General features: G+C 66.1%; 18 protein-coding genes. 12 read left to right on the forward strand and 6 right to left on the reverse strand.

Annotation, left to right across the window (positions count from 1 at the left end; all coding sequences use genetic code 11):
• The 3 genes from LCM15_RS22280 to LCM15_RS22290 all read left to right on the forward strand — a co-directional run.
• Positions 1 to 256 (forward strand): (2Fe-2S)-binding protein (locus LCM15_RS22280; protein WP_263619768.1); only part of this gene is annotated, 256 nt, incomplete at its 5' end.
• Positions 257 to 259: 3 nt separating this feature from the next.
• Positions 260 to 2455 carry a xanthine dehydrogenase family protein molybdopterin-binding subunit gene (locus LCM15_RS22285; RefSeq protein ID WP_224860017.1) on the forward strand — a complete coding sequence of 732 codons (2196 nt, stop codon included), beginning with the start codon at positions 260 to 262 and terminating at the stop codon, positions 2453 to 2455.
• 53 nt (positions 2456 to 2508) lie between these two features.
• Positions 2509 to 2814 (forward strand): c-type cytochrome, encoded by a 306-nt coding sequence (locus LCM15_RS22290; RefSeq protein ID WP_224860032.1) that lies wholly within the window; start codon positions 2509 to 2511, stop codon positions 2812 to 2814.
• A 77-nt stretch (positions 2815 to 2891) separates the two neighbouring features.
• Here LCM15_RS22290 and LCM15_RS22295 read toward each other — a convergent pair whose 3' ends face one another.
• On the reverse strand, positions 2892 to 3356 hold the full coding sequence (locus LCM15_RS22295; protein ID WP_224860018.1) for a group III truncated hemoglobin: 465 nt from the start codon (positions 3354 to 3356) through the stop codon (positions 2892 to 2894).
• Positions 3353 to 3955: a helix-turn-helix transcriptional regulator gene (locus tag LCM15_RS22300; RefSeq protein ID WP_224860019.1), complete on the reverse strand. Its 603-nt coding sequence runs from the start codon at positions 3953 to 3955 to the stop codon at positions 3353 to 3355. Before LCM15_RS22300 ends, LCM15_RS22295 begins: the two co-directional genes overlap by 4 nt.
• Before the next feature lie 151 nt (positions 3956 to 4106).
• On the opposite strand from LCM15_RS22300, the gene LCM15_RS22305 reads away from it, so the two are divergent.
• The 3 genes from LCM15_RS22305 to LCM15_RS22315 all read left to right on the forward strand — a co-directional run bounded on the left by LCM15_RS22305 (position 4107) and on the right by LCM15_RS22315 (position 5648).
• A complete protein-coding gene (locus LCM15_RS22305) occupies positions 4107 to 4709 on the forward strand; it encodes a superoxide dismutase (RefSeq protein WP_224860020.1) in 603 nt (200 codons plus the stop codon).
• Between the two features lie 67 nt (positions 4710 to 4776).
• Complete coding sequence (gene fdxA / locus LCM15_RS22310; protein WP_224860021.1) at positions 4777 to 5115, forward strand: ferredoxin FdxA; 339 nt, start codon at positions 4777 to 4779, stop codon at positions 5113 to 5115.
• On the forward strand, positions 5112 to 5648 hold the full coding sequence (locus tag LCM15_RS22315; protein ID WP_224860022.1) for a flavin reductase family protein: 537 nt from the start codon (positions 5112 to 5114) through the stop codon (positions 5646 to 5648). The genes fdxA and LCM15_RS22315 overlap by 4 nt, the downstream gene beginning before the upstream one ends.
• A gap of 10 nt (positions 5649 to 5658) precedes the next feature.
• Here LCM15_RS22315 and LCM15_RS22320 read toward each other — a convergent pair whose 3' ends face one another.
• Positions 5659 to 6675 carry a GlxA family transcriptional regulator gene (locus LCM15_RS22320; protein WP_224860023.1) on the reverse strand — a complete coding sequence of 339 codons (1017 nt, stop codon included), beginning with the start codon at positions 6673 to 6675 and terminating at the stop codon, positions 5659 to 5661.
• 231 nt (positions 6676 to 6906) lie between these two features.
• On the opposite strand from LCM15_RS22320, the gene LCM15_RS22325 reads away from it, so the two are divergent.
• Both LCM15_RS22325 and LCM15_RS22330 read left to right on the forward strand, forming a co-directional pair.
• Positions 6907 to 8037 carry an S-(hydroxymethyl)glutathione dehydrogenase/class III alcohol dehydrogenase gene (locus LCM15_RS22325; protein ID WP_092424810.1) on the forward strand — a complete coding sequence of 377 codons (1131 nt, stop codon included), beginning with the start codon at positions 6907 to 6909 and terminating at the stop codon, positions 8035 to 8037.
• A gap of 281 nt (positions 8038 to 8318) precedes the next feature.
• Positions 8319 to 9179, forward strand: coding sequence for an aldo/keto reductase (locus tag LCM15_RS22330; protein ID WP_224860024.1), 861 nt, complete (start codon positions 8319 to 8321; stop codon positions 9177 to 9179).
• 84 nt (positions 9180 to 9263) lie between these two features.
• Here the strand turns inward: LCM15_RS22330 and LCM15_RS22335 are convergent, their stop codons facing one another.
• Together LCM15_RS22335 and LCM15_RS22340 are read right to left on the reverse strand one after the other, a co-directional pair.
• Complete coding sequence (locus LCM15_RS22335; protein WP_224860025.1) at positions 9264 to 10325, reverse strand: MBL fold metallo-hydrolase; 1062 nt, start codon at positions 10323 to 10325, stop codon at positions 9264 to 9266.
• Positions 10326 to 10557: 232 nt separating this feature from the next.
• Positions 10558 to 11640, reverse strand: a complete 1083-nt coding sequence (locus LCM15_RS22340; RefSeq protein ID WP_224860026.1) for a Gfo/Idh/MocA family protein — start codon at positions 11638 to 11640, stop codon at positions 10558 to 10560.
• A gap of 271 nt (positions 11641 to 11911) precedes the next feature.
• On the opposite strand from LCM15_RS22340, the gene LCM15_RS22345 reads away from it, so the two are divergent.
• Entirely contained in the window at positions 11912 to 12799 is an 888-nt protein-coding gene (locus tag LCM15_RS22345) for an AraC family transcriptional regulator (protein ID WP_224860027.1), read from the forward strand.
• A 50-nt stretch (positions 12800 to 12849) separates the two neighbouring features.
• Here LCM15_RS22345 and LCM15_RS22350 read toward each other — a convergent pair whose 3' ends face one another.
• Positions 12850 to 13500: a TetR/AcrR family transcriptional regulator gene (locus LCM15_RS22350; protein WP_224860028.1), complete on the reverse strand. Its 651-nt coding sequence runs from the start codon at positions 13498 to 13500 to the stop codon at positions 12850 to 12852.
• Positions 13501 to 13633: 133 nt separating this feature from the next.
• Here LCM15_RS22350 and LCM15_RS22355 point away from each other — a divergent pair, with 133 nt between their 5' ends.
• The 3 genes from LCM15_RS22355 to LCM15_RS22365 all read left to right on the forward strand — a co-directional run bounded on the left by LCM15_RS22355 (position 13634) and on the right by LCM15_RS22365 (position 17112).
• Positions 13634 to 14443 carry an oxidoreductase gene (locus LCM15_RS22355; RefSeq protein WP_224860029.1) on the forward strand — a complete coding sequence of 270 codons (810 nt, stop codon included), beginning with the start codon at positions 13634 to 13636 and terminating at the stop codon, positions 14441 to 14443.
• A 104-nt stretch (positions 14444 to 14547) separates the two neighbouring features.
• The gene (locus LCM15_RS22360; protein WP_224860030.1) at positions 14548 to 16098 is read left to right on the forward strand and encodes a tannase/feruloyl esterase family alpha/beta hydrolase; all 1551 of its coding nucleotides are present in this window, start codon (positions 14548 to 14550) and stop codon (positions 16096 to 16098) included.
• Positions 16099 to 16155: 57 nt separating this feature from the next.
• A complete protein-coding gene (locus LCM15_RS22365; RefSeq protein WP_224860031.1) occupies positions 16156 to 17112 on the forward strand; it encodes a carboxylesterase family protein in 957 nt (318 codons plus the stop codon).
• Positions 17113 to 17198 lie beyond the last annotated feature (86 nt).

Genomic DNA, 17198 nt, shown 5'->3' on the forward strand with positions numbered 1-17198 from the left:
CGCGGGTCTCGAAATCCGAACCATCGAGACGGTCGAGGACACCGAGATCGGTCGCCGCGTGGTCGAGGCCTGGGTCGAAAACGAGGTCGCGCAATGCGGCTATTGCCAGTCGGGGCAGGTGTTGGCGGCGACGGCGCTGTTGAGCGATATTCCCAACCCCACGGACGCGGACATCGATGGTGCGATGACCAACCTCTGCCGCTGCGGCACCTACAACAAGATCCGCGCTGCCGTGCGCAGCGTGTCGGAGGCCTGAGCCATGGGTGTGATTGATCAACTCGCGCGCCGCCTCGGGCAGGCGCCGGTGAACGTGTCGCGCCGCGGCTTCCTTGCCGGGTCCGGGGCGTTGGTACTGGCCACCGCGCTGCCGCTGCGTCCGGTGCGGGGCCAGGAGGCCGCCCGAGAGGCGCCTGCCGTCGAAGCTTTCCTTGAGCTGCGCTCTGATGGCACGGCGCTGCTGCGCAGCCCGTTCATCGAGGGCGGGCAGGGCATCTTCACGGCCATGGCGCAGATCGTCGGCGAAGAGCTTGACCTCGCGCCCGAGAACTTCTCGGTCGAGATCGCCCCGGCGGGCGGCCCCTTCGGCATCATGGGCGGCTACCGGCTGACCGGTGGCAGCATGTCGACCCGCACCGGCTACCCGGTGATGCGCCAGCTTGGCGCCGCTGCGCGGGCGATGCTGGTCGAGGCGGCGGCGCGGGAGTGGGGTGTCGATGCCTCCGAACTGACCACCGAGCCGGGCGTCGTGGTGCACGAGGGTTCCGGCCGTCGTGCGGCCTATGGCGATTTGGCTGCGGCCGCCATGGACCTGCCGGTGCCCGCCGCCCCGGCGCTCAAGGACCCGGCTGACTTCCGTTGGATTGGCACCGCCCTGCCACGCATGGATGTTCAGGCGAAATCCACCGGACAGCAGAATTACGCCATCGACGTCGAGGTTGAAGGCATGCTTCTGGCCGCGCTGCGCCACGCGCCGCGCCTTGGCCTGACGCCCGCGTCGGTCACCAACCAAGCCGAGATCGAGGCAATGCGCGGTGTGCATTCCGTGCAGATGCTGGACGGGGCCGTGGCGGTGGTTGCAGAGAAATTCTGGCAGGCCCGCCGCGCCATCGATGCCGCCGAGATCGACTGGACCGAGGGCGAGGCGCAATGGCCGATGCCCGCCGACTTCTCCTCCGCCGCCTTCCGCGACACGCTGGCCGGTGCCACGGGCGAGGTGGTCGAGGTCGAAGCCGCAGGCGATGCCGCGGGCACGCTGGAGGCCGCCGAGACGGTGATCGAGGCTACCTACGATGCGCCCTACGTGGCGCATGGCCAACTCGAGCCGCCCTCGGCCACGGCGCGGTTCAACGAGGACGGCACCCTCGATCTGTGGATGCCCTGTCAGGCGCCTGAGATGTTCGTCGGTGCGGCGGCAGCTGCGGCCGGGCTGGAGGCGAGCCAGATTAACCTGCACCAGCAGGTGCTGGGCGGCTTCTTCGGTCGGCACTTCCTCTATGCCACGGCCAACCCATTCCCGCAGGCGATCGCGCTGGCCAAGGCCGTGGGCCGTCCGGTCAAGCTGATCTGGACCCGCGAGGAGGACTTCCTGCGCGATGCGCCGCGTCCGCTGGGCCTCGCGCGCTTCCGCGGTGCCGTCGGTCCAGATGGCCCGACCGCGCTGCAGGTCGAGGTGGTGGGCGAGGGTCCGACCCAGCGCTGGTACCAGGCGCCTCCGGGGCAGGACCCCTCGGCGACCGAGGGCATCTCGGGCAAGTCCTATGCGATTGCCGACAAACACATCGGCCAGATCTTCCACGCCAACCCGGCGGTGATCGGCTACTGGCGCGCCGTGGGCCACTCGATGCATGACTTCATGTACGAAGGTTTCCTCGACGAGCTGGCGCAGGCGGGCGGCCTCGATCCCTTCGAGATGCGCCTGTCGATGCTGTCGGGTTCGGAGCGGCACCGCAGCCTGCTCGAACGCGTCGGCGAACTCTCCGGGGGCTGGACGCCCGGTCCCTTCGAGGCCGAGGACGGCACCACCCGCGCGCGGGGTGTGGCCATGGCCTCGCCTTTCGGGTCCGAGGCGGCTGTGATCGCCGAGGTGTCGGTGGATGGCGGCGAAGTGCGCGTGCACCAGGTCTGGGTCGCGCTCGATCCGGGGCAGGTGGTGAACCCCAGCACGGTGGAGGCGCAGGTGCAGTCGGCGGTCGCCCTCGGCACCTCGCAGACGCTGGTCGAGGAACTGGTCTACGAAAACGGCGAGCCCACCGCACGCAACTTCGACATGTACCCGATCCTGCGCCCCGACCAGATGCCGCAGGTCCATACGGCCATTGTCGAAAGTGGTGCCCCCATGGGCGGCGTCGGTGAGCCCGGTCTTCCGGCGGTCGGCCCGGCCATCGTCAATGCGGTGGCAACGCTCACCGGTCAGCGCATCCGCAGCCTGCCCCTGTCGAAACACGACTTCGGATAAATGATGAAGAAACTCGGTACTTTCGTTCTCCTCGGCCTGCTGGCAGGGAGCCCCTGACGGCGCAGGACGTCGCTGAAGGCGAAACTGTGTTCCAGCGGCGCTGCGCCGCCTGCCATACGCTCGACGGCTCCAATCGCGTCGGACCCAGCCTGCAGGGCGTGGTCGGTCGTGAGGCGGGAACCGCCGAGGGCTTCCGCTACTCGGGCGCAATGGAAGACAGCGGCCTGACGTGGGATGCCGAGATGCTCGTGCAATACCTCGAGAACCCGCGCGACATGGTGCCCGGCACGCGCATGGTGCTGCGCCTACCGGACGAGGAGGATCGCCGAAACGTCGTGGAATTCCTGTCCACGCAGTAGGGCGGGTGTGAGTAGCGAGTGATGTGTTGACGGGAGGCGGCTTCGGCCGCCTCTTGGCGTTTCCGGCGTTGGGGAAATCAGGGGTAGTCCTCGCGGGTGAGCGGCGGGCGGAAGGTGAGGATATCGCCGCGGTGCATGGCGATGTTCATCCTGAACGCCTCGGCCACGCGCTCGGAGCGGGCGATGAAGAGCGCGGCGGTGCGCTCGGGGCAAAGCTCGGTCACCGTGTACCGGAAGATCGCGAGCCAGCGGCGGAAGTGCGCGTCCTCCAGCTCTTCGATGGCCTGGTGCTTGGGCATAGGCTTGCCACTGTAGCTGCGCGTGCCGAGCAGGGCGGAACTCCAGAAGGCGGTGATCTTTTCCAGATGTTCCGGCCAGTGGTCGTCGGCAATGCGGGCATGGAAGACCGGGCCGATGAGCGGGTCGGCGCGAACCTGGTCGTAGAAGCGGTGCACCACGCAGCGGACCATGGCCTCGTCCAGACCTTCGGCAATCGCCTCGTCGGAGGTGGGCTCTCCGGCGCGCGACAGGGAAGGGCTCATGCGCCGCTCTCCCGCACGACATAGGTGCAGCGCCGCCCGCCGCTGACGATGTGCTCGTCTCGTTCAATGGTCGCGCTGGAGCCGAGGGCATTTTGGAACACCGCCTTCTCGGCGCGGCAAAAGCCCTGACAGAAGCTGGCGGCGGCGCAGATCGGGCAATGGTTCTCTACGAGACGTAGCGTGCCGTCCTCGTCCTCCTCGACCTGCGCCATGTAGCCTTCGGCACTGCGCAGTTCGGCCAGCCGCTCCAGCCGGTCGCGGGTGCTCTCGCAACCCGCCATGGCGTCGCGGTACTGCGCGAGCGTTGCCACCTCGCGCTCGGCGATGATCCGGTCCAGCGCGTCCGACCCCAGCACCTCGGTGATGCTGCGCAGGATGTCGACGGTCAGCGCGGCGTGGGTGTCGGGAAAGCGCGCCTGAGCCTTGTCGGTCAGATGCCAGTAGGTCGCGGGTCGCCCGCGGCCAGCGCTGCGGCGTTCCTCGTCCACCAACCCCTCTTCATGCAGCTTCATCAGCTGCTGCCGCGCCGCCTCGCCGGTGATGCCCTGCCTGCGGCCGACCTCGGCCGAGGTCTGCGCGCCGTGCATCTTCAGCGTCATCAGCAGCCGCTCGGAAGGAGCCCGCGGCGACCACGCTTCTTTTTCCAAGTCATCGCTTGACATATTGGCTCCGATGGTTTTCAAAGTCGTTGCTTGTTTAATTAACCAAACGGGCCGCATCGCGCAAGCGCTGGCTCGAAAGGAGACCGAGATGACCTTTGAACTTCCCGCCCTGAGCTATTCCCATTCCGCCCTTGCCGAGCGCGGCATGAGCCAGGAAACGCTCGAGCTGCACCACGACAAGCACCACCTGGCCTATGTCACGGCGCTGAACGGTTTCGTCGAGGGCAACGCCGCCCTGCAGGGCAAGACGCTCGAGGAGATCATCGCGCTGTCCTATGGGGATGACGCGCTTGCCGGCGTGTTCAACCAGGCCGGCCAGCACTGGAACCACATCCACTTCTGGAATGCGCTCTCGCCGAATGGCGGCGGCATCCCCGGCACGCTCGAAGCCAAGCTGGTCGAGTCCTTCGGCTCGGTCGATGACTTCAAGTCCGCCTTCAATACAGCGGCGACCACGCAGTTCGGCTCGGGTTGGGCCTGGTTGATCCAGAAGGCCGACGGCAGCCTCGGTGTCACCAAGACTCCGAATGGCGTCAACCCGCTGGCCACCGGCGAGGGCACCGCGCTGCTCGGCCTCGACGTCTGGGAGCACAGCTACTACGTCGACTTCCGCAACCGTCGCCCGGACTACGTGACCAACTTCCTCGACACTCTCGCGAACTACGAGTTCGCCGAAAGCAACCTCGCCTGATCGGCGCGGACCTGTCCCGCCGTGCAGGGGCACGGCGGGACGTTCGGCCACGGCGGATGGAGATGGAATGACTTACGTCGTCACCGAAAACTGCATTGCCTGCAAATACATGGACTGTGTCGAGGTCTGCCCGGTGGACTGCTTCTATGAGGGGGAGAACACGCTGGTGATCCACCCCGATGAATGTATCGATTGCGGCGTCTGCGAGCCGGAATGCCCCGCCGACGCGATCCGCCCGGACACCGAGCCGGAAATGGACAAATGGGTCGAGTTCAATCGCAAGTACGCCGAGCTCTGGCCGGTGATTGTCGCGCAGGGAACGCCGCCGGAAAATGCGGCCGAGATGGACGGCGTTCCGAACAAGCTCGCCACGCTGTTTTCGCCGAACCCGGGGAGCGGAGAATGAAACCTTGGACAAGCCAATACGGCACCGGAGAAGCCGGGGAGGACAGCACCAGCGCCGATCCGCAGGTGTTCCGCGACGCCATGGCGACACTCGCGGCGACCGTCTGTGTGGTGACCTGCGGCTCCGGCGACGCGCGCCTCGGGCGGACCGTCACGGCGGCGATCTCGCTCGGTGTGGCACCGCCTGCGATCCTCGTGTCGATTGCAGCCAACTCGGAGCTCGCCGATCGGATCCGGCAGACGGGCCGATTTTCTTATGCCATCCTCTCGGAGGGGCAGGACGATATCGCCGACGCCTTCGCGGGTATGCTGCCGTCCGAAGAACGGTTCTTCGAGGCAGACTGGATTTCCTGGGCGTCAGGGGAGCCGCGGCTGCTGGATGCCGTCGCCGCCATGGATTGTCGCGTGGCGGATGCCTTCGAGGCCGAGGGTCACATGCTCTTTGTCGGTCATGTGCAGGAGATCGCGCGCAGCACACGGCGCAAGCCGTTGCTCTGGTACGGGCGGCGCTACGGCACGGTCAGCCCGCAATAGCTGCCGCGATCTAGGCGGCGGTGGAGAACCGCTCCCGGTACTCACGCGGAGTCAGCGAGAACTTGCGGTTGAACACCTTGCGCATCTGGTCGTCCGAGGAAAATCCGACCCGGTGCGCGATGGTCTTGACCGGCAGTCCCGTCTCCAGCAGCAGCGTCGTCGCGCGCTCGCAGCGGGCGTTCATCACGTAATCTGAGGGGTTCTGCCCGACATCCCGGGTGAATTGGCGCACGAAGTTGCGCTCGCTCATCCCGGCGCGCTGCGCCAGATCGCCGGTCTGCAGCTTGCGCTCGAGATTGGCGTGGATCCAGGTCCGGATGTCGGCGATGCCGGAGCGGACCTGCGCCTGCCCGGTCAGCACCGCGCTGAACTGCGACTGGCCGCCGGGGCGTTTGAGATAGATCACCATGTCGCGCGCCACAGACAGTGCGAGGTCGCGCCCAAAGTCCTGCTCGACGAAGGCCAGCGCGAGGTCGATCGCGGCGGTCACGCCGGCCGAGGTGTAGAGGTTGTCTTCGCGCAGGAAGATCGCGTCGGCTTCGACCCGTACGTCGGGATAGGCCTGCTGCAGGCGTGCGGCGACGCTCCAGTGCGTTGTGGCGCGACGTCCATCCAAGAGTCCGGCCTCGGCTAGGAAGAAGGTGCCGGTGCAGAGCGAAGCGAAGCGGCGGGCCTGCGCCGCGTGGCGGCGGCACCAGTCGACGATCTGCGGATTGCCGCGGAGCGCCTCCTCGATCTCCAGCGCCCCGGCGATCATCACCGTGTCCTGCGGCGTGGCCTCCGCCAGCGCGCGCTCGGCGGTCAGCGTCAGGAAGCTCTCGGACTGCACCGGGCCCGGGGTCGGGGCGATCAGTTCGACGTCGTAGCGCGCCGGGTGCGAGGCCGCCGCGAGGTATCGGTTGGCGGCGGTAAAGACGTTCACCGGCCCGACGGCCTCCATGCATTTGAAGCCCGGGTAAATTACGATCTGGACGTGGCGCAGCGCGCTCGGCGCGGTGACAGGCTCGGTCGGCGAGGAGGCAGGCACAGCGGCTCCATTCTTGGCATTGCTCGGCGCAATTCAGGGGTGACTTGTCCGGAAACGTCCGAACATCCCGATTGCACCGGCCTTGGGGGTATAGGACTTTTTCCCCATGGGGAAGGCGCGGCGGCACCTTGGTGTCTTGCCCTTCACGACAATTGTCAGCCCTGGGACCGCCCTTGCTCGAGGGGCGTCGCCGCAGAGGTTGTCAGGACATTCTTTGAAAGGAACAACGACATGAGAACCCGTGCAGCCGTGGCGCTCGAGGCCGGCAAACCGCTTGAGATCATGGACGTGGAACTCGACGGGCCGAAGGCCGGCGAGGTGCTGGTCGAGATCAAGGCCACCGGGCTTTGCCACACCGACGAGTTCACCCGCTCCGGCGCCGACCCCGAGGGGCTCTTTCCCTGCATCCTCGGCCATGAGGGCGCCGGCGTCGTGCTCGAAGTGGGCGAGGGCGTCACCACGCTGAAGCCGGGCGATCACGTCATCCCGCTCTACACCCCTGAGTGCCGCGAGTGCCCGTCCTGCCTGTCGGGCAAGACCAACCTCTGCACCGCGATCCGCAACACCCAGGGCCAGGGCCTGATGCCGGATGGCACGACCCGTTTCAAGATGCTCGATGGCACGCCGATCTACCACTACATGGGCTGCTCGACCTTCGCCAACCACACGGTGATGCCCGAGATCGCGCTGGCGAAAGTGCGCGACGACGCGCCCTTCGACAAGATCTGCTACATCGGCTGCGGCGTCACCACCGGCATCGGCGCGGTGATCAACACGGCGGGCGTGGAGATCGGCTCGACCGCGGCGGTCTTTGGCCTCGGCGGCATCGGGCTCAACGTCATCCAGGGCCTGCGCATGGCGGGGGCCGACATGATCATCGGCGTGGACCTCAACGACTCCAAGGCCGAGATGGCCAAGAAGTTCGGCATGACCCACTTCGTGAACCCCTCGAAGATCGAGGGCTCCGTCGTGCAGGAGATCGTCAACCTGACCAAGCGCGGCGCGGATCAGATCGGCGGAGTGGATTACTCCTTCGACGCCACCGGCAACGTCAAGGTGATGCGCGACGCGCTGGAATGCTCGCACCGCGGATGGGGCGTGTCGGTGATCATCGGCGTCGCACCGGCAGGCGCTGAGATCTCCACCCGTCCGTTCCAGCTGGTCACCGGCCGGGTCTGGAAGGGCACTGCCTTTGGTGGTGCCAAGGGCCGGACCGACGTGCCGAAATTCGTCGACTGGTACATGGACGGCAAGATCGAGATCGACCCGATGATCACCCACAAGCTGAGCCTCGACGAGATCAACCACGGCTTCGACCTGATGCACGAGGGCAAGTCGATCCGCGCGGTCGTCGAGTTCTGAGCCGCCCCGGATCCCGAACGATCTGAAATTTCTCCCGGCAGGCGCTTGGCTTGCCGGGAGTTCGACATGTCCTTCCTATTCGGACATTCGGAGCCGAACGCTTTCTCCGGGCAATGGGACCATTCATGCATTACTCTCATGAGTGCCTTCCACTCTGAGCGGATTATCCGGTCGGGCGGTCTCGCCTAAATACCGGGTCATGAAGCGGACAGGTCCGGTGAGGCGTCAGCGACGTCTCGTCGGCCGCACCTGTCCGGGAACCCAGAACCGGAGTGACTCAGATGATCCTCGAAGAAACGTTCACCCTGCCGAATGGCGTCGCCATGCCGAAACTCGGCCTCGGCACCTGGATGATCGAAGACGATGTCGTGGCGGAGGCGGTGAAGGCGGCCATCGCGATGGGCTATCGCCACATCGACACCGCTCAGGCCTACGGCAACGAGCGCGGTGTCGGTTTGGGCATCCGCGAGAGCGGCGTGGCCCGTGACCAGCTGTTCCTGCAAACCAAGCTGGCGGCTGAGGTCAAGGACTACGAAGGCGCCAAGGCAGCCATCGACGGCTCGCTCGAGACCCTCGGGCTCGATTATATCGACCTGATGATCATCCACAGCCCGCAGCCCTGGGCGGAGTTCGGCGGCGAAGATCGCTGCTTCGATGGCAACCTTGCCGCGTGGAAGGCGCTGGAAGAGGCCTACGAGGCCGGCAAGATCCGCGCCATCGGCGTGTCGAACTTCAAGCAGGCCGACCTGCAGAACCTGCTGGAGAACGCCACCGTCAAGCCGATGATCAACCAGGTCCTCGCGCACATCAGCAACACCCCGTTCGAGCTGATCGACTTCTGCCAGCAGAACGGAGTGATGGTCGAAGCCTATTCGCCCATCGCGCATGGCAAGATCCTCGACAACGCCGAGATCAAGGCGATGGCCGACACATACGGCGTCACCGTCCCGCAGCTCTGCATCCGCTACGTGCTGCAACTGGGTCTCGCGGCGCTGCCGAAGACCGGCAACCCGGCGCACATGAAGAGCAACGCCGAGCTGGACTTCGTGATCTCGGACGCGGACATGGACGCACTGAAGAGCGCCGAGGAAATCAAGGACTACGGCGACGCCAGCATGTTCCCGGTCTACGCCAAGAGCTGACCTGCCAGACCGAGACAGGCACGGGGTGTCCCGAGAGACGCCGCGCAGTTCGCGCGGCGTCTTTTTCTGCCGGGCTGCTGCCCTCTACAGAGCGGGGATGGTCCAGGTCTCGCCAGGTTCGAGCGCGCGGAATCGCGCCTCGGGGACGCCGTGGCGGGCGAGGGCGCGAAGCAGGTCGGTGCGCGGCGCGGTGCGTGCCTCGTTGGTCAGCTGGATCGTGCCCCAGTGATGCCCGATCGCATAGGCGGCGCGCGTCATAAGAAAGCCGCGCACCGCCTCGTCGGGGTTCTGGTGTTGGTCGGCCATGAACCAGCGCGGATCATAGGCGCCGATGGGCAGAAGCGCGGCGCGCAGCGGGCCGAAGCGTTGGGGCAGGTCCCGATAGGGCTTGCCGTCATCGAAGCCGGTGTCGCCGACGAACAGCACCGGCCCGCCGGGTCCGGTCAGCATAAAGGCCGCCCAAAGTGCCATCGACCTGTCGCCGACGCCGCGCGCGGACCAGTGGTGGCTTGGCAGGCAGTGGATCCCGAGGGGGCCCAATTCGGTGCTCTCGCCCCAGTCCATCGTCACGCAGCGCAGCCGGGTCGGAGCGATGATCGCATCGTTGCCGAGCGGCGTGATCACGAGCGGATCATGCACCTGCTTGAGCCGTTTCAGTGTGTCCATGTCGAGATGGTCGTAGTGGTTGTGCGACAGCAGGACCATGTCGATCGCCGGCAGGTCCTCGAAGGCGAGGCCCGGCGCCACGACGCGCTTCGGCCCTGCAAAGGAGAAGGGCGAGGCGCGCTTGGACCAGACAGGATCGGTGAGGATGTTGAGCCCCTGCACCTGCAGCAGCATCGTCGCGTGGCCGACCATGGTCACCGTCAGTTCCTCGGCGCGTGTCGCCGGCCTCGCGGTGTCCGTCAAAGCGACCGTCTCCGGCCATTCGGCTGGCGACTCCCCGAAGCGCCAGCGCATGATGTCGGCAAAGCCGCGCGGCGGCGCCCCTCCGGGGTTGAAAAAGCGCGTGCCGTCGAAGTGATCGCTCGGCGGGCCTTGGTAGTAGGGGTTCCGGCTCTGGCTTGCGCAGGAGGCGCCAAGCCCGCCCAGTGTCCCAAGGCCGAGAAAGCCGGCGGCAGCTCGGAAGACCGTGCGTCTTTTCATGCGAAATCCTTCGGTTCAGCGCGTCTATCGAACCGAAGATGTTCGGCGCTTTCGCCTTCGTTGGTTAGGGCTTCTCCGGTCATGGCAGTTATGAGGTCACCTCATCGATCAACCGATCGCGTCTCGCGGATCGGCAGGCGGATTGGCCGGGCATGTCTTTCCAAACGCCGCATTCCTGATTGGTTCACGCGGTGAAGCGGACCGGCCCACCTCGGGCCGGTCCGAGGGTCGTTTACGCGCGATCTGTCGCTGAGGCCTCGATCCGGTCGAGCACCTCGTGAAGCGCGAGCGCGTCGGCAAAGGTTGGCGCCGTGCGCGAGCCGGTGCGGATGTCCAGCGCGACGCGGGCGTACATGCGGGCGATGTTGCGCGCGCCGGGAAACTCGGGCTGGCCGTCGTAGACTGAGGGATCGGGCATCTGCTCAGTCAGCTCGGTCTCCTCGCCGCGGGCGCCCTTGATGGTCAGCTGCACCATCTGCGCGTGGCCCAGACCCGCGGTGACTTGAATGTCCCCCTCGGTGCCGTTGATCTCCCACAGGAAATTGGTGCCGCGGCTGGTGCCGCCCCGGTAGTGCAGCGACAAGGCTGCGCCAGAGGCCATGCAGCCCTGTACCATCACCTGGTCAGGCGCGGTCTTGAGCTTTTCCTCGCCCGTGTCGGTCACGGTCACCGTCTGGAAGTTCGACAACTTGGTCGCGGTGAGCGCGCCGAACTCGCCCAGAACATCGCGCACGGCGGCCAGCGTGTGACCCATCGGAATATCTTCCATGGTGCCGCCATTGGTCTTGTCGAAGAGGTAGTAGAGCGCCTCGGAGGTGGTGTTCGCCCAGTTGCCGCCCGAGCCGATCAGGGTGGTCGAGAGAACACGGCCCACGTAGCCGTCTTTGATCATCTTCTTCAGGTGCAGCACCTCACGCGCGGCGCGGGCCTGTGTGCCTGCCACGGCCACCACGCCTTTCTCTTCTGCCAGCGCGGTAAGTTTCTTCGCCTCTTCCAGACCATTGCCGAGCGGCCATTCGCAATAGACGTGCTTGCTCGCTTTCAGCGCTGCGGTCACCAGTTCGAAGTGGTAGGGCACCTTGACGGTCACCACCACAAGGTCGATCGCGTCCGAGGCGACGAGGTCGGCTGGCGTGTCGAAGGCGGTGAGCCCCAGCGCCTCTGCCGTGCGCTTGCCACTCTCGGGAGTGGAGTTGGCCACGCCGACGATCTCAAAGTCGTCCGCAAGCGTCTTCAGGGCCGGAATGTGGGCGTTGAACGCCCAGTTGCTATCGGGATTGAGGCCGATGAAACCGACCTTGATGGGATCCGCCATGGATCTGTCTCCTGTCTTGCCCCGGGGCCAGGTATCGCCCCGAGGAAATTCACTGTGCCGATGTTGGTGACGCCTCACTGCATGCCCGATCTGGACAGGGGTCCTGCGCAGCTTTCCGACATGGTCCTTGCAGGATCCGTGGGTTGCACGCGTTACGGCCAACATCGCAAGGGATATTTATCTGCGGGTGCTTGAACTCCCATGGCGCATCCGCTCTGATACTTGCCTAATTCGATCAAACGGCGCACGCGCCTTGCAGGAAGGACATCGCATGAGCGACACCCTTGCGCCACTTGTGGCCCGAGCTTCCCGGCTGGCCGTTCCCGGCGAAAGCGTCGGCCTTCTGGATGGCGTCACGCTGTTTTCGGCGACCTCAACCGAGATCCCCATGGCGATGTTCTACGAGCCCATGGCCTGCATCGTTCTGCAGGGCGAGATGGAGGTGAACATTGGCCAGGCAGTGCTCGACTACGCGCCCGGCACCTGTTTCGTGGGCTCCATTGCCCTGCCGGTGACTGGTCGGATCACCCGCGCCAGTGCTGAGCGTCCCTATCTGGCACTGAGCGTGACGCTCGGCCGCGATGTGCTGGCGGATCTGCTGGCCGAGGCGCCGAAGGTCACGCCAGAACGCGGCAAATGCTATGCCTTCGGCCCGGCATCCGAGGGGCTGCTCGAGGCCAGCCAGCGGATGCTGACCCTGCAGGATGCGCCCGAGGACATCCCCGTGCTCGGGCCGATGGTTCGGCGGGAAATGCTATATCGCCTGCTGCGCGGACCGCAGGCGGCCGCGCTGCACCAGATCGCCGCCGCCGACCCGAAACTGTCGCAGGTGCGCCGAACCCTCACCTGGATCCGCACGCACCTAGACGAGAGCGTGCCGGTGCATGACATGGCCACTTGCGCGGGCATGAGCGACGCCTCTTTTCGTCGCCATTTCCGTGCCGCCACCGGCATGAGTCCGCTGCAGTACCAGAAGACCCTGCGGCTGCAGGCGGCGCGGCGGGCGATCCTCGCCGGGTCCGAGGTGGCACGGGCCGCCTTTGCCGTAGGCTACGAGAGCCCCTCGCAGTTCAGCCGGGAATACGCACGGATGTTCGGTCTGCCGCCGTCGCGGGATGCACGCCGGTTGCTAGAGGCCGGTGGTGCCGAGCCGGCCTGATTGGCAGGCCTTCCGCACGTTGCCGGGGCGCGCCCGTAAGGCGCGGCGCGTCAGTTAACGGCGGATGATGGGGTGAGGCCCGAGAGGATAAGCCGCGCCGCCAGCGGGAAGGAGCACGAGAACTCTTGCCCCTCGAAGGCGGGACGCAGATCGTCGGGTACACCGGACAGATCGCGGCGCGCGGCGATGTCGAACTGCGCTGCGCCCTGCATGGTCAGCATGAGGGCCTTGCTGGCGTCACGGGCCAAGTCTTCCGGCGCTCCGGTGACGTTGCTGATCAGCCGCGCTACCCGCGCGCCCATGGTGTGCATTCGCCGCTTCTCGGCAAAGAGCGGCTCGTCGGGCACATTGGCCTCGATCACCGCCACCAGCCTTGCGAGCAGGGGCACGAACAGCGGAACTTCGGCGGGGACGCGGCCCATCACTTCGATCAGCGTCACGGAAGTCGCCTCGGCCTCGATCCGGCAGACGACTTGCTCCATCGCTTCTACAAAGAGCGCGAGAAACAGTTCTTCCTTCGTGTGGACGTAGAGATAGAGCGTGCCTTTCGACACGGCGGCTTCCTTTGCCACGGCGCTCATGGTGACCCCGTCAAAGCCATCCTGGTCGATCAGCCTCCTCGCAGCGTCGAGGATTGCGCCGCGCCGGGCTTCCTTCTCGCTGTCTGACCGGGCGCGCTTTCGGTTCGCTGGCAGGACCATGGTGAAACTTCTCCGTCGCGACCCAAAAATCGCTCTTGCCAAATGACTCAGGGTCACTAGTTATCTGACTTGCAGTCAGTTATACGTCGCCTTAGGCCCGCGTGCCAAGCGCCATCCTTTGCAGGAGCACATCATGTCAGAGCATTGGACCGAAACCAACGTGCCTGACCAGACTGGCAGGCACGTTCTCGTCACCGGTGCGACGAGCGGCCTCGGACTGGCGAAGGCGATTTCGCTGGCCCAGAAGGGAGCGCGTCTCACGTTGGGTGTGCGGGATCAGGTGAAGGGCGGGGCGGCCACAGAATGCATTCGCAAGGTCGTGCCGGACGCTGATATCTCCCTCCGCGACCTCGACCTCGCCTGCCAAACATCGATCGCTGCTTTTGCAGATGAGCTCACCACCGTGGAAGATCGGCTCGATGTATTGATCAATAACGCCGGAGTCATGGTCCCTCCGCTTGGTCGGACCGAGGATGGCTTCGAGCTGCAGATGGGAACGAACCACTTTGGTACCTTCGCGCTGACAGGGCGGCTAATGCCCTTGCTGATGGCCACGCCAGGCGCTCGCGTCACAGTGACATCCAGCGTGGCGCACCGGCAGGGCAATCCGAACCTGTCGGACCTCGACTGGACCCGGCGCAGGTACCTCGCCTGGCAGGCCTACGGTGACAGCAAGATCGCCAACCTGCTTTTCGCGTTCGAACTGGTGCGGCGGCTAGATGGACGTGGCCCGACCGTCGTCGCAGGACACCCCGGCTGGACTCGTACGGACCTGCAGCGTCACTCCGGGGTGGCCCGGTTTCTCAATCCAATCGTCGCGATGCCGCTGGATCAGGGTATGCTTGGCCCGTTGCGCGCCGCGACCGACCCGACTGCACAGCCCGGAGATTTCTTCGGGCCGACTCGGCTGGGGCAGATGCGCGGCTACCCCGAGCGGGTGTAGCCCAAGCCACTGGCCCGGGACCCAAACCTTGCTGGGGCGCTCTGGGAGATCTCCCAGCAGCGCACAGGCGTGACATATCCCTGAACTTTCAAACGGACACTCCGATGAAGACACGGCTTCTAACCACGGCCCTTCTCGCCACCACGACGCTGGCCGCACCCGCCTTCGCGCAGGACTGCGCTGCGCTGGCGGACATCGACCTCTACAATGCGGATATCTCGAATGCTGCGGTCCAAGAGGCTGGCACCCTGCCACCCGACCCGATGAGCGCCATGACCGGCGGCTCGCCGCGCCCGGTGGAGGCCGGCGCGCATTGCCTCGTCGAGGGCAAAATCGAGGACCGTATCGGCGCGGATGGCAAGCAATACGGCATCCGCTTCCAACTGCGGATGCCGGACGACTGGAACGGCAAGTTCTTGTTCCAGGGTGGTGGCGGCACCGACGGCTTCATCGCCCCGGCTATCGGCGCGGTGCCCTCGACCGGCTCCACCGCGACCCCGGCGCTGCAGCGCGGCTACGCCGTGGTGAGCATGGACGGCGGGCATGCAGAGATGAACCTCGATTTCGCCGCGGACCAGCAGGCGCGGCTCGATCTGGCCTATGCCGCGATTGGCAAGGTGGCCGGCACCGCCAAGGCGCTGATCCGGAGCTACTACGAGGGTGCGCCTGAGAAGTCCTATTTCATGGGCTGCTCGAACGGCGGCCGCGAGGCAATGATGGCGGCGGAACGCTTCCCGCTGGAGTTCGACGGCGTTGTCGTGGGCAACCCGGGCTTCCACCTCTCGCGCGCGGCGCTCGGAAGCGTTTGGGACGTATCGCAATTCCGCCCCCTCGCGCAGGACGGCAAGCTCTATACCGCGCTGTCGCAGGACGATCTGGACACGGTGTCAGCCGAGGTGGTGAAACAGTGCGATGCGCTGGATGGTCTGGAAGACGGCGTCGTCGCGGCCTACGGCCAGTGCAACTTCGACACCGAGGCGCTTCGCGGTCAACTGCCCGACGACAAGCTGGATGCTCTGCTGGCCGTAATGAGCGGCGCGGTCGACGATCAGGGCAATCAAGTCTATACCGGTTGGCCTTGGGATCCGGGCATCAAGGCCCCCGGTTGGCGGGCCTGGAAGCTCGGCACCGAAGAGCGCGTGGCAATGAACGAAAGCCTTTCGCTCGGCGCTGCGGGCCGGGTCTTCATGACCCCGCCGCAAGAGGTGCCCGCAACCCCCGATTACGGGCAACTCGCCCGCGAGGTTGCCGACGTCGGTGGCTATTTTGACGCCGACGAGACCTTCCTGACCACCTTCGCGGCACGCGGCGGCAAGATGGTGATCTTCCAAGGCGCGGCCGACCCGATCTTTTCGGCCGAGGACATCACCCGCTGGTATGGCGAGGCGACCGAGGACACCGGGGCCGATTTCGCCAGGCTCTTCGTCGTACCCGGCATGACGCATTGCGGCGGTGGTGACGTGGCCTTCGAGGACTTTGATCCGCTCACCTTGCTCGAAGACTGGCAGGAAAGCGGCACGGCCCCTGGAAGCATGCCCGCCTCGGCGCCCGGCATGCCCGATCGCGAAATGCCGCTCTGCGCCTACCCGGCCTATGCCGAATACACGGGTGGGGACGAGGCGAGCCTCGACAGCTTCACCTGTTCCCGGCCCTGATCCGGATCCAGCCGCCGCCCCGGGTGGGCGGCGGCGAGTTCCTTTAGGAGACCCATAATGTCGACATCCTCCCACGGCCCCAGCCGCCGCACGGTGCTGACCGGCACTTGCGCCGCCATCGCGACCGCTGGACTGCCACGCTTCGCCTTTGCGCAGCCTTCCCCGGTCGTCGATACCGCCTCCGGCCCGGTGCAGGGCGTGGGCGAAGGTGGCGTGCGCCGCTTCCTCGGCATCCCCTATGCGCAGAGCATCGCGGGTGCGAACCGCTTCCTGCCGCCGCAGCCAGTCGCGCCCTGGACCGAGCCTTTCGTCGCCGACCGCCACGCCGACACCGCGCCGCAGGGGCCGGAGCCGGTAGATGGCTCTCCGGTGACCCCGGCCTTCGCCCCGCCGGACTACGTCGAGGCGGGGGACGACTGCCTCGCGCTCAACGTCTGGACTCCGGAAGGCGCCGAGGCGTTGCCGGTCATGGTCTGGCTGCATGGCGGCGGATGGCAGAGCGGCTCGGGCTCCTGTGCGATCTACGACGGCACCAACCTGGCGGCACGCGGCGACGTGGTGGTTGTGACGATTAACCACCGGCTTGGCGCGCATGGGCTCACCGACTTCAGTCGCGTGTTGGGCGGCTTCTGTGGCGACAGCTCGAACCTTTCGGTCAAGGACATGGTCGCGGCGCTGGAATGGGTGCGGGACAATATCGCGGGGTTTGGCGGCGATCCGGATACCGTGACGATCTTCGGTGAATCTGGTGGCGGCTGGAAGGTCAGCACGCTCTTGGGGGTGCCCTCCGCTCAAGGGCTTTTCCACCGCGCTATCGTCCAGAGCGGCCCGCTCACCCGATTCCAGACCGCGGACGAGGCCGACGAAGTCGCTCGCAGGATGCTCGAGGCCCTTGGTATTTCTGCTGACGCTCCACAGGCGCTGAGTGAAGTGAGCATGGAACAGGTGCTCGAAGCCGAACGCGCAGTGATGGCGCAGACGGGCATTGTTGCAGAAAGGCAGCCTGAGACGTGAGGTCCCCTTTCCCCTTCAGGTTCATGCCACGCGAACGATCTCTGCGGTGCCGAGGGCATTGAAGCGATTCATGAGTGCGACACGGA

The organism is Salipiger bermudensis (genome assembly GCF_020171625.1).
Lineage (GTDB): Bacteria > Pseudomonadota > Alphaproteobacteria > Rhodobacterales > Rhodobacteraceae > Salipiger > Salipiger bermudensis_B.

What these genes read in the sequence shown, in the direction of transcription:
- LCM15_RS22285 (WP_224860017.1), top strand. Translation starts at nt 260, where the DNA reads ATGGGTGTGATTGATCAACTCGCGCGCCGCCTCGGGCAGGCGCCGGTG.
- LCM15_RS22295 (WP_224860018.1), bottom strand. Translation starts at nt 3,356, where the DNA reads ATGAGCCCTTCCCTGTCGCGCGCCGGAGAGCCCACCTCCGACGAGGCG.
- LCM15_RS22300 (WP_224860019.1), bottom strand. Translation starts at nt 3,955, where the DNA reads ATGACGCTGAAGATGCACGGCGCGCAGACCTCGGCCGAGGTCGGCCGC.
- LCM15_RS22305 (WP_224860020.1), top strand. Translation starts at nt 4,107, where the DNA reads ATGACCTTTGAACTTCCCGCCCTGAGCTATTCCCATTCCGCCCTTGCC.
- fdxA (WP_224860021.1), top strand. Translation starts at nt 4,777, where the DNA reads ATGACTTACGTCGTCACCGAAAACTGCATTGCCTGCAAATACATGGAC.
- LCM15_RS22315 (WP_224860022.1), top strand. Translation starts at nt 5,112, where the DNA reads ATGAAACCTTGGACAAGCCAATACGGCACCGGAGAAGCCGGGGAGGAC.
- LCM15_RS22325 (WP_092424810.1), top strand. Translation starts at nt 6,907, where the DNA reads ATGAGAACCCGTGCAGCCGTGGCGCTCGAGGCCGGCAAACCGCTTGAG.
- LCM15_RS22330 (WP_224860024.1), top strand. Translation starts at nt 8,319, where the DNA reads ATGATCCTCGAAGAAACGTTCACCCTGCCGAATGGCGTCGCCATGCCG.
- LCM15_RS22335 (WP_224860025.1), bottom strand. Translation starts at nt 10,325, where the DNA reads ATGAAAAGACGCACGGTCTTCCGAGCTGCCGCCGGCTTTCTCGGCCTT.
- LCM15_RS22340 (WP_224860026.1), bottom strand. Translation starts at nt 11,640, where the DNA reads ATGGCGGATCCCATCAAGGTCGGTTTCATCGGCCTCAATCCCGATAGC.
- LCM15_RS22345 (WP_224860027.1), top strand. Translation starts at nt 11,912, where the DNA reads ATGAGCGACACCCTTGCGCCACTTGTGGCCCGAGCTTCCCGGCTGGCC.
- LCM15_RS22350 (WP_224860028.1), bottom strand. Translation starts at nt 13,500, where the DNA reads ATGGTCCTGCCAGCGAACCGAAAGCGCGCCCGGTCAGACAGCGAGAAG.
- LCM15_RS22355 (WP_224860029.1), top strand. Translation starts at nt 13,634, where the DNA reads ATGTCAGAGCATTGGACCGAAACCAACGTGCCTGACCAGACTGGCAGG.
- LCM15_RS22360 (WP_224860030.1), top strand. Translation starts at nt 14,548, where the DNA reads ATGAAGACACGGCTTCTAACCACGGCCCTTCTCGCCACCACGACGCTG.
- LCM15_RS22365 (WP_224860031.1), top strand. Translation starts at nt 16,156, where the DNA reads ATGTCGACATCCTCCCACGGCCCCAGCCGCCGCACGGTGCTGACCGGC.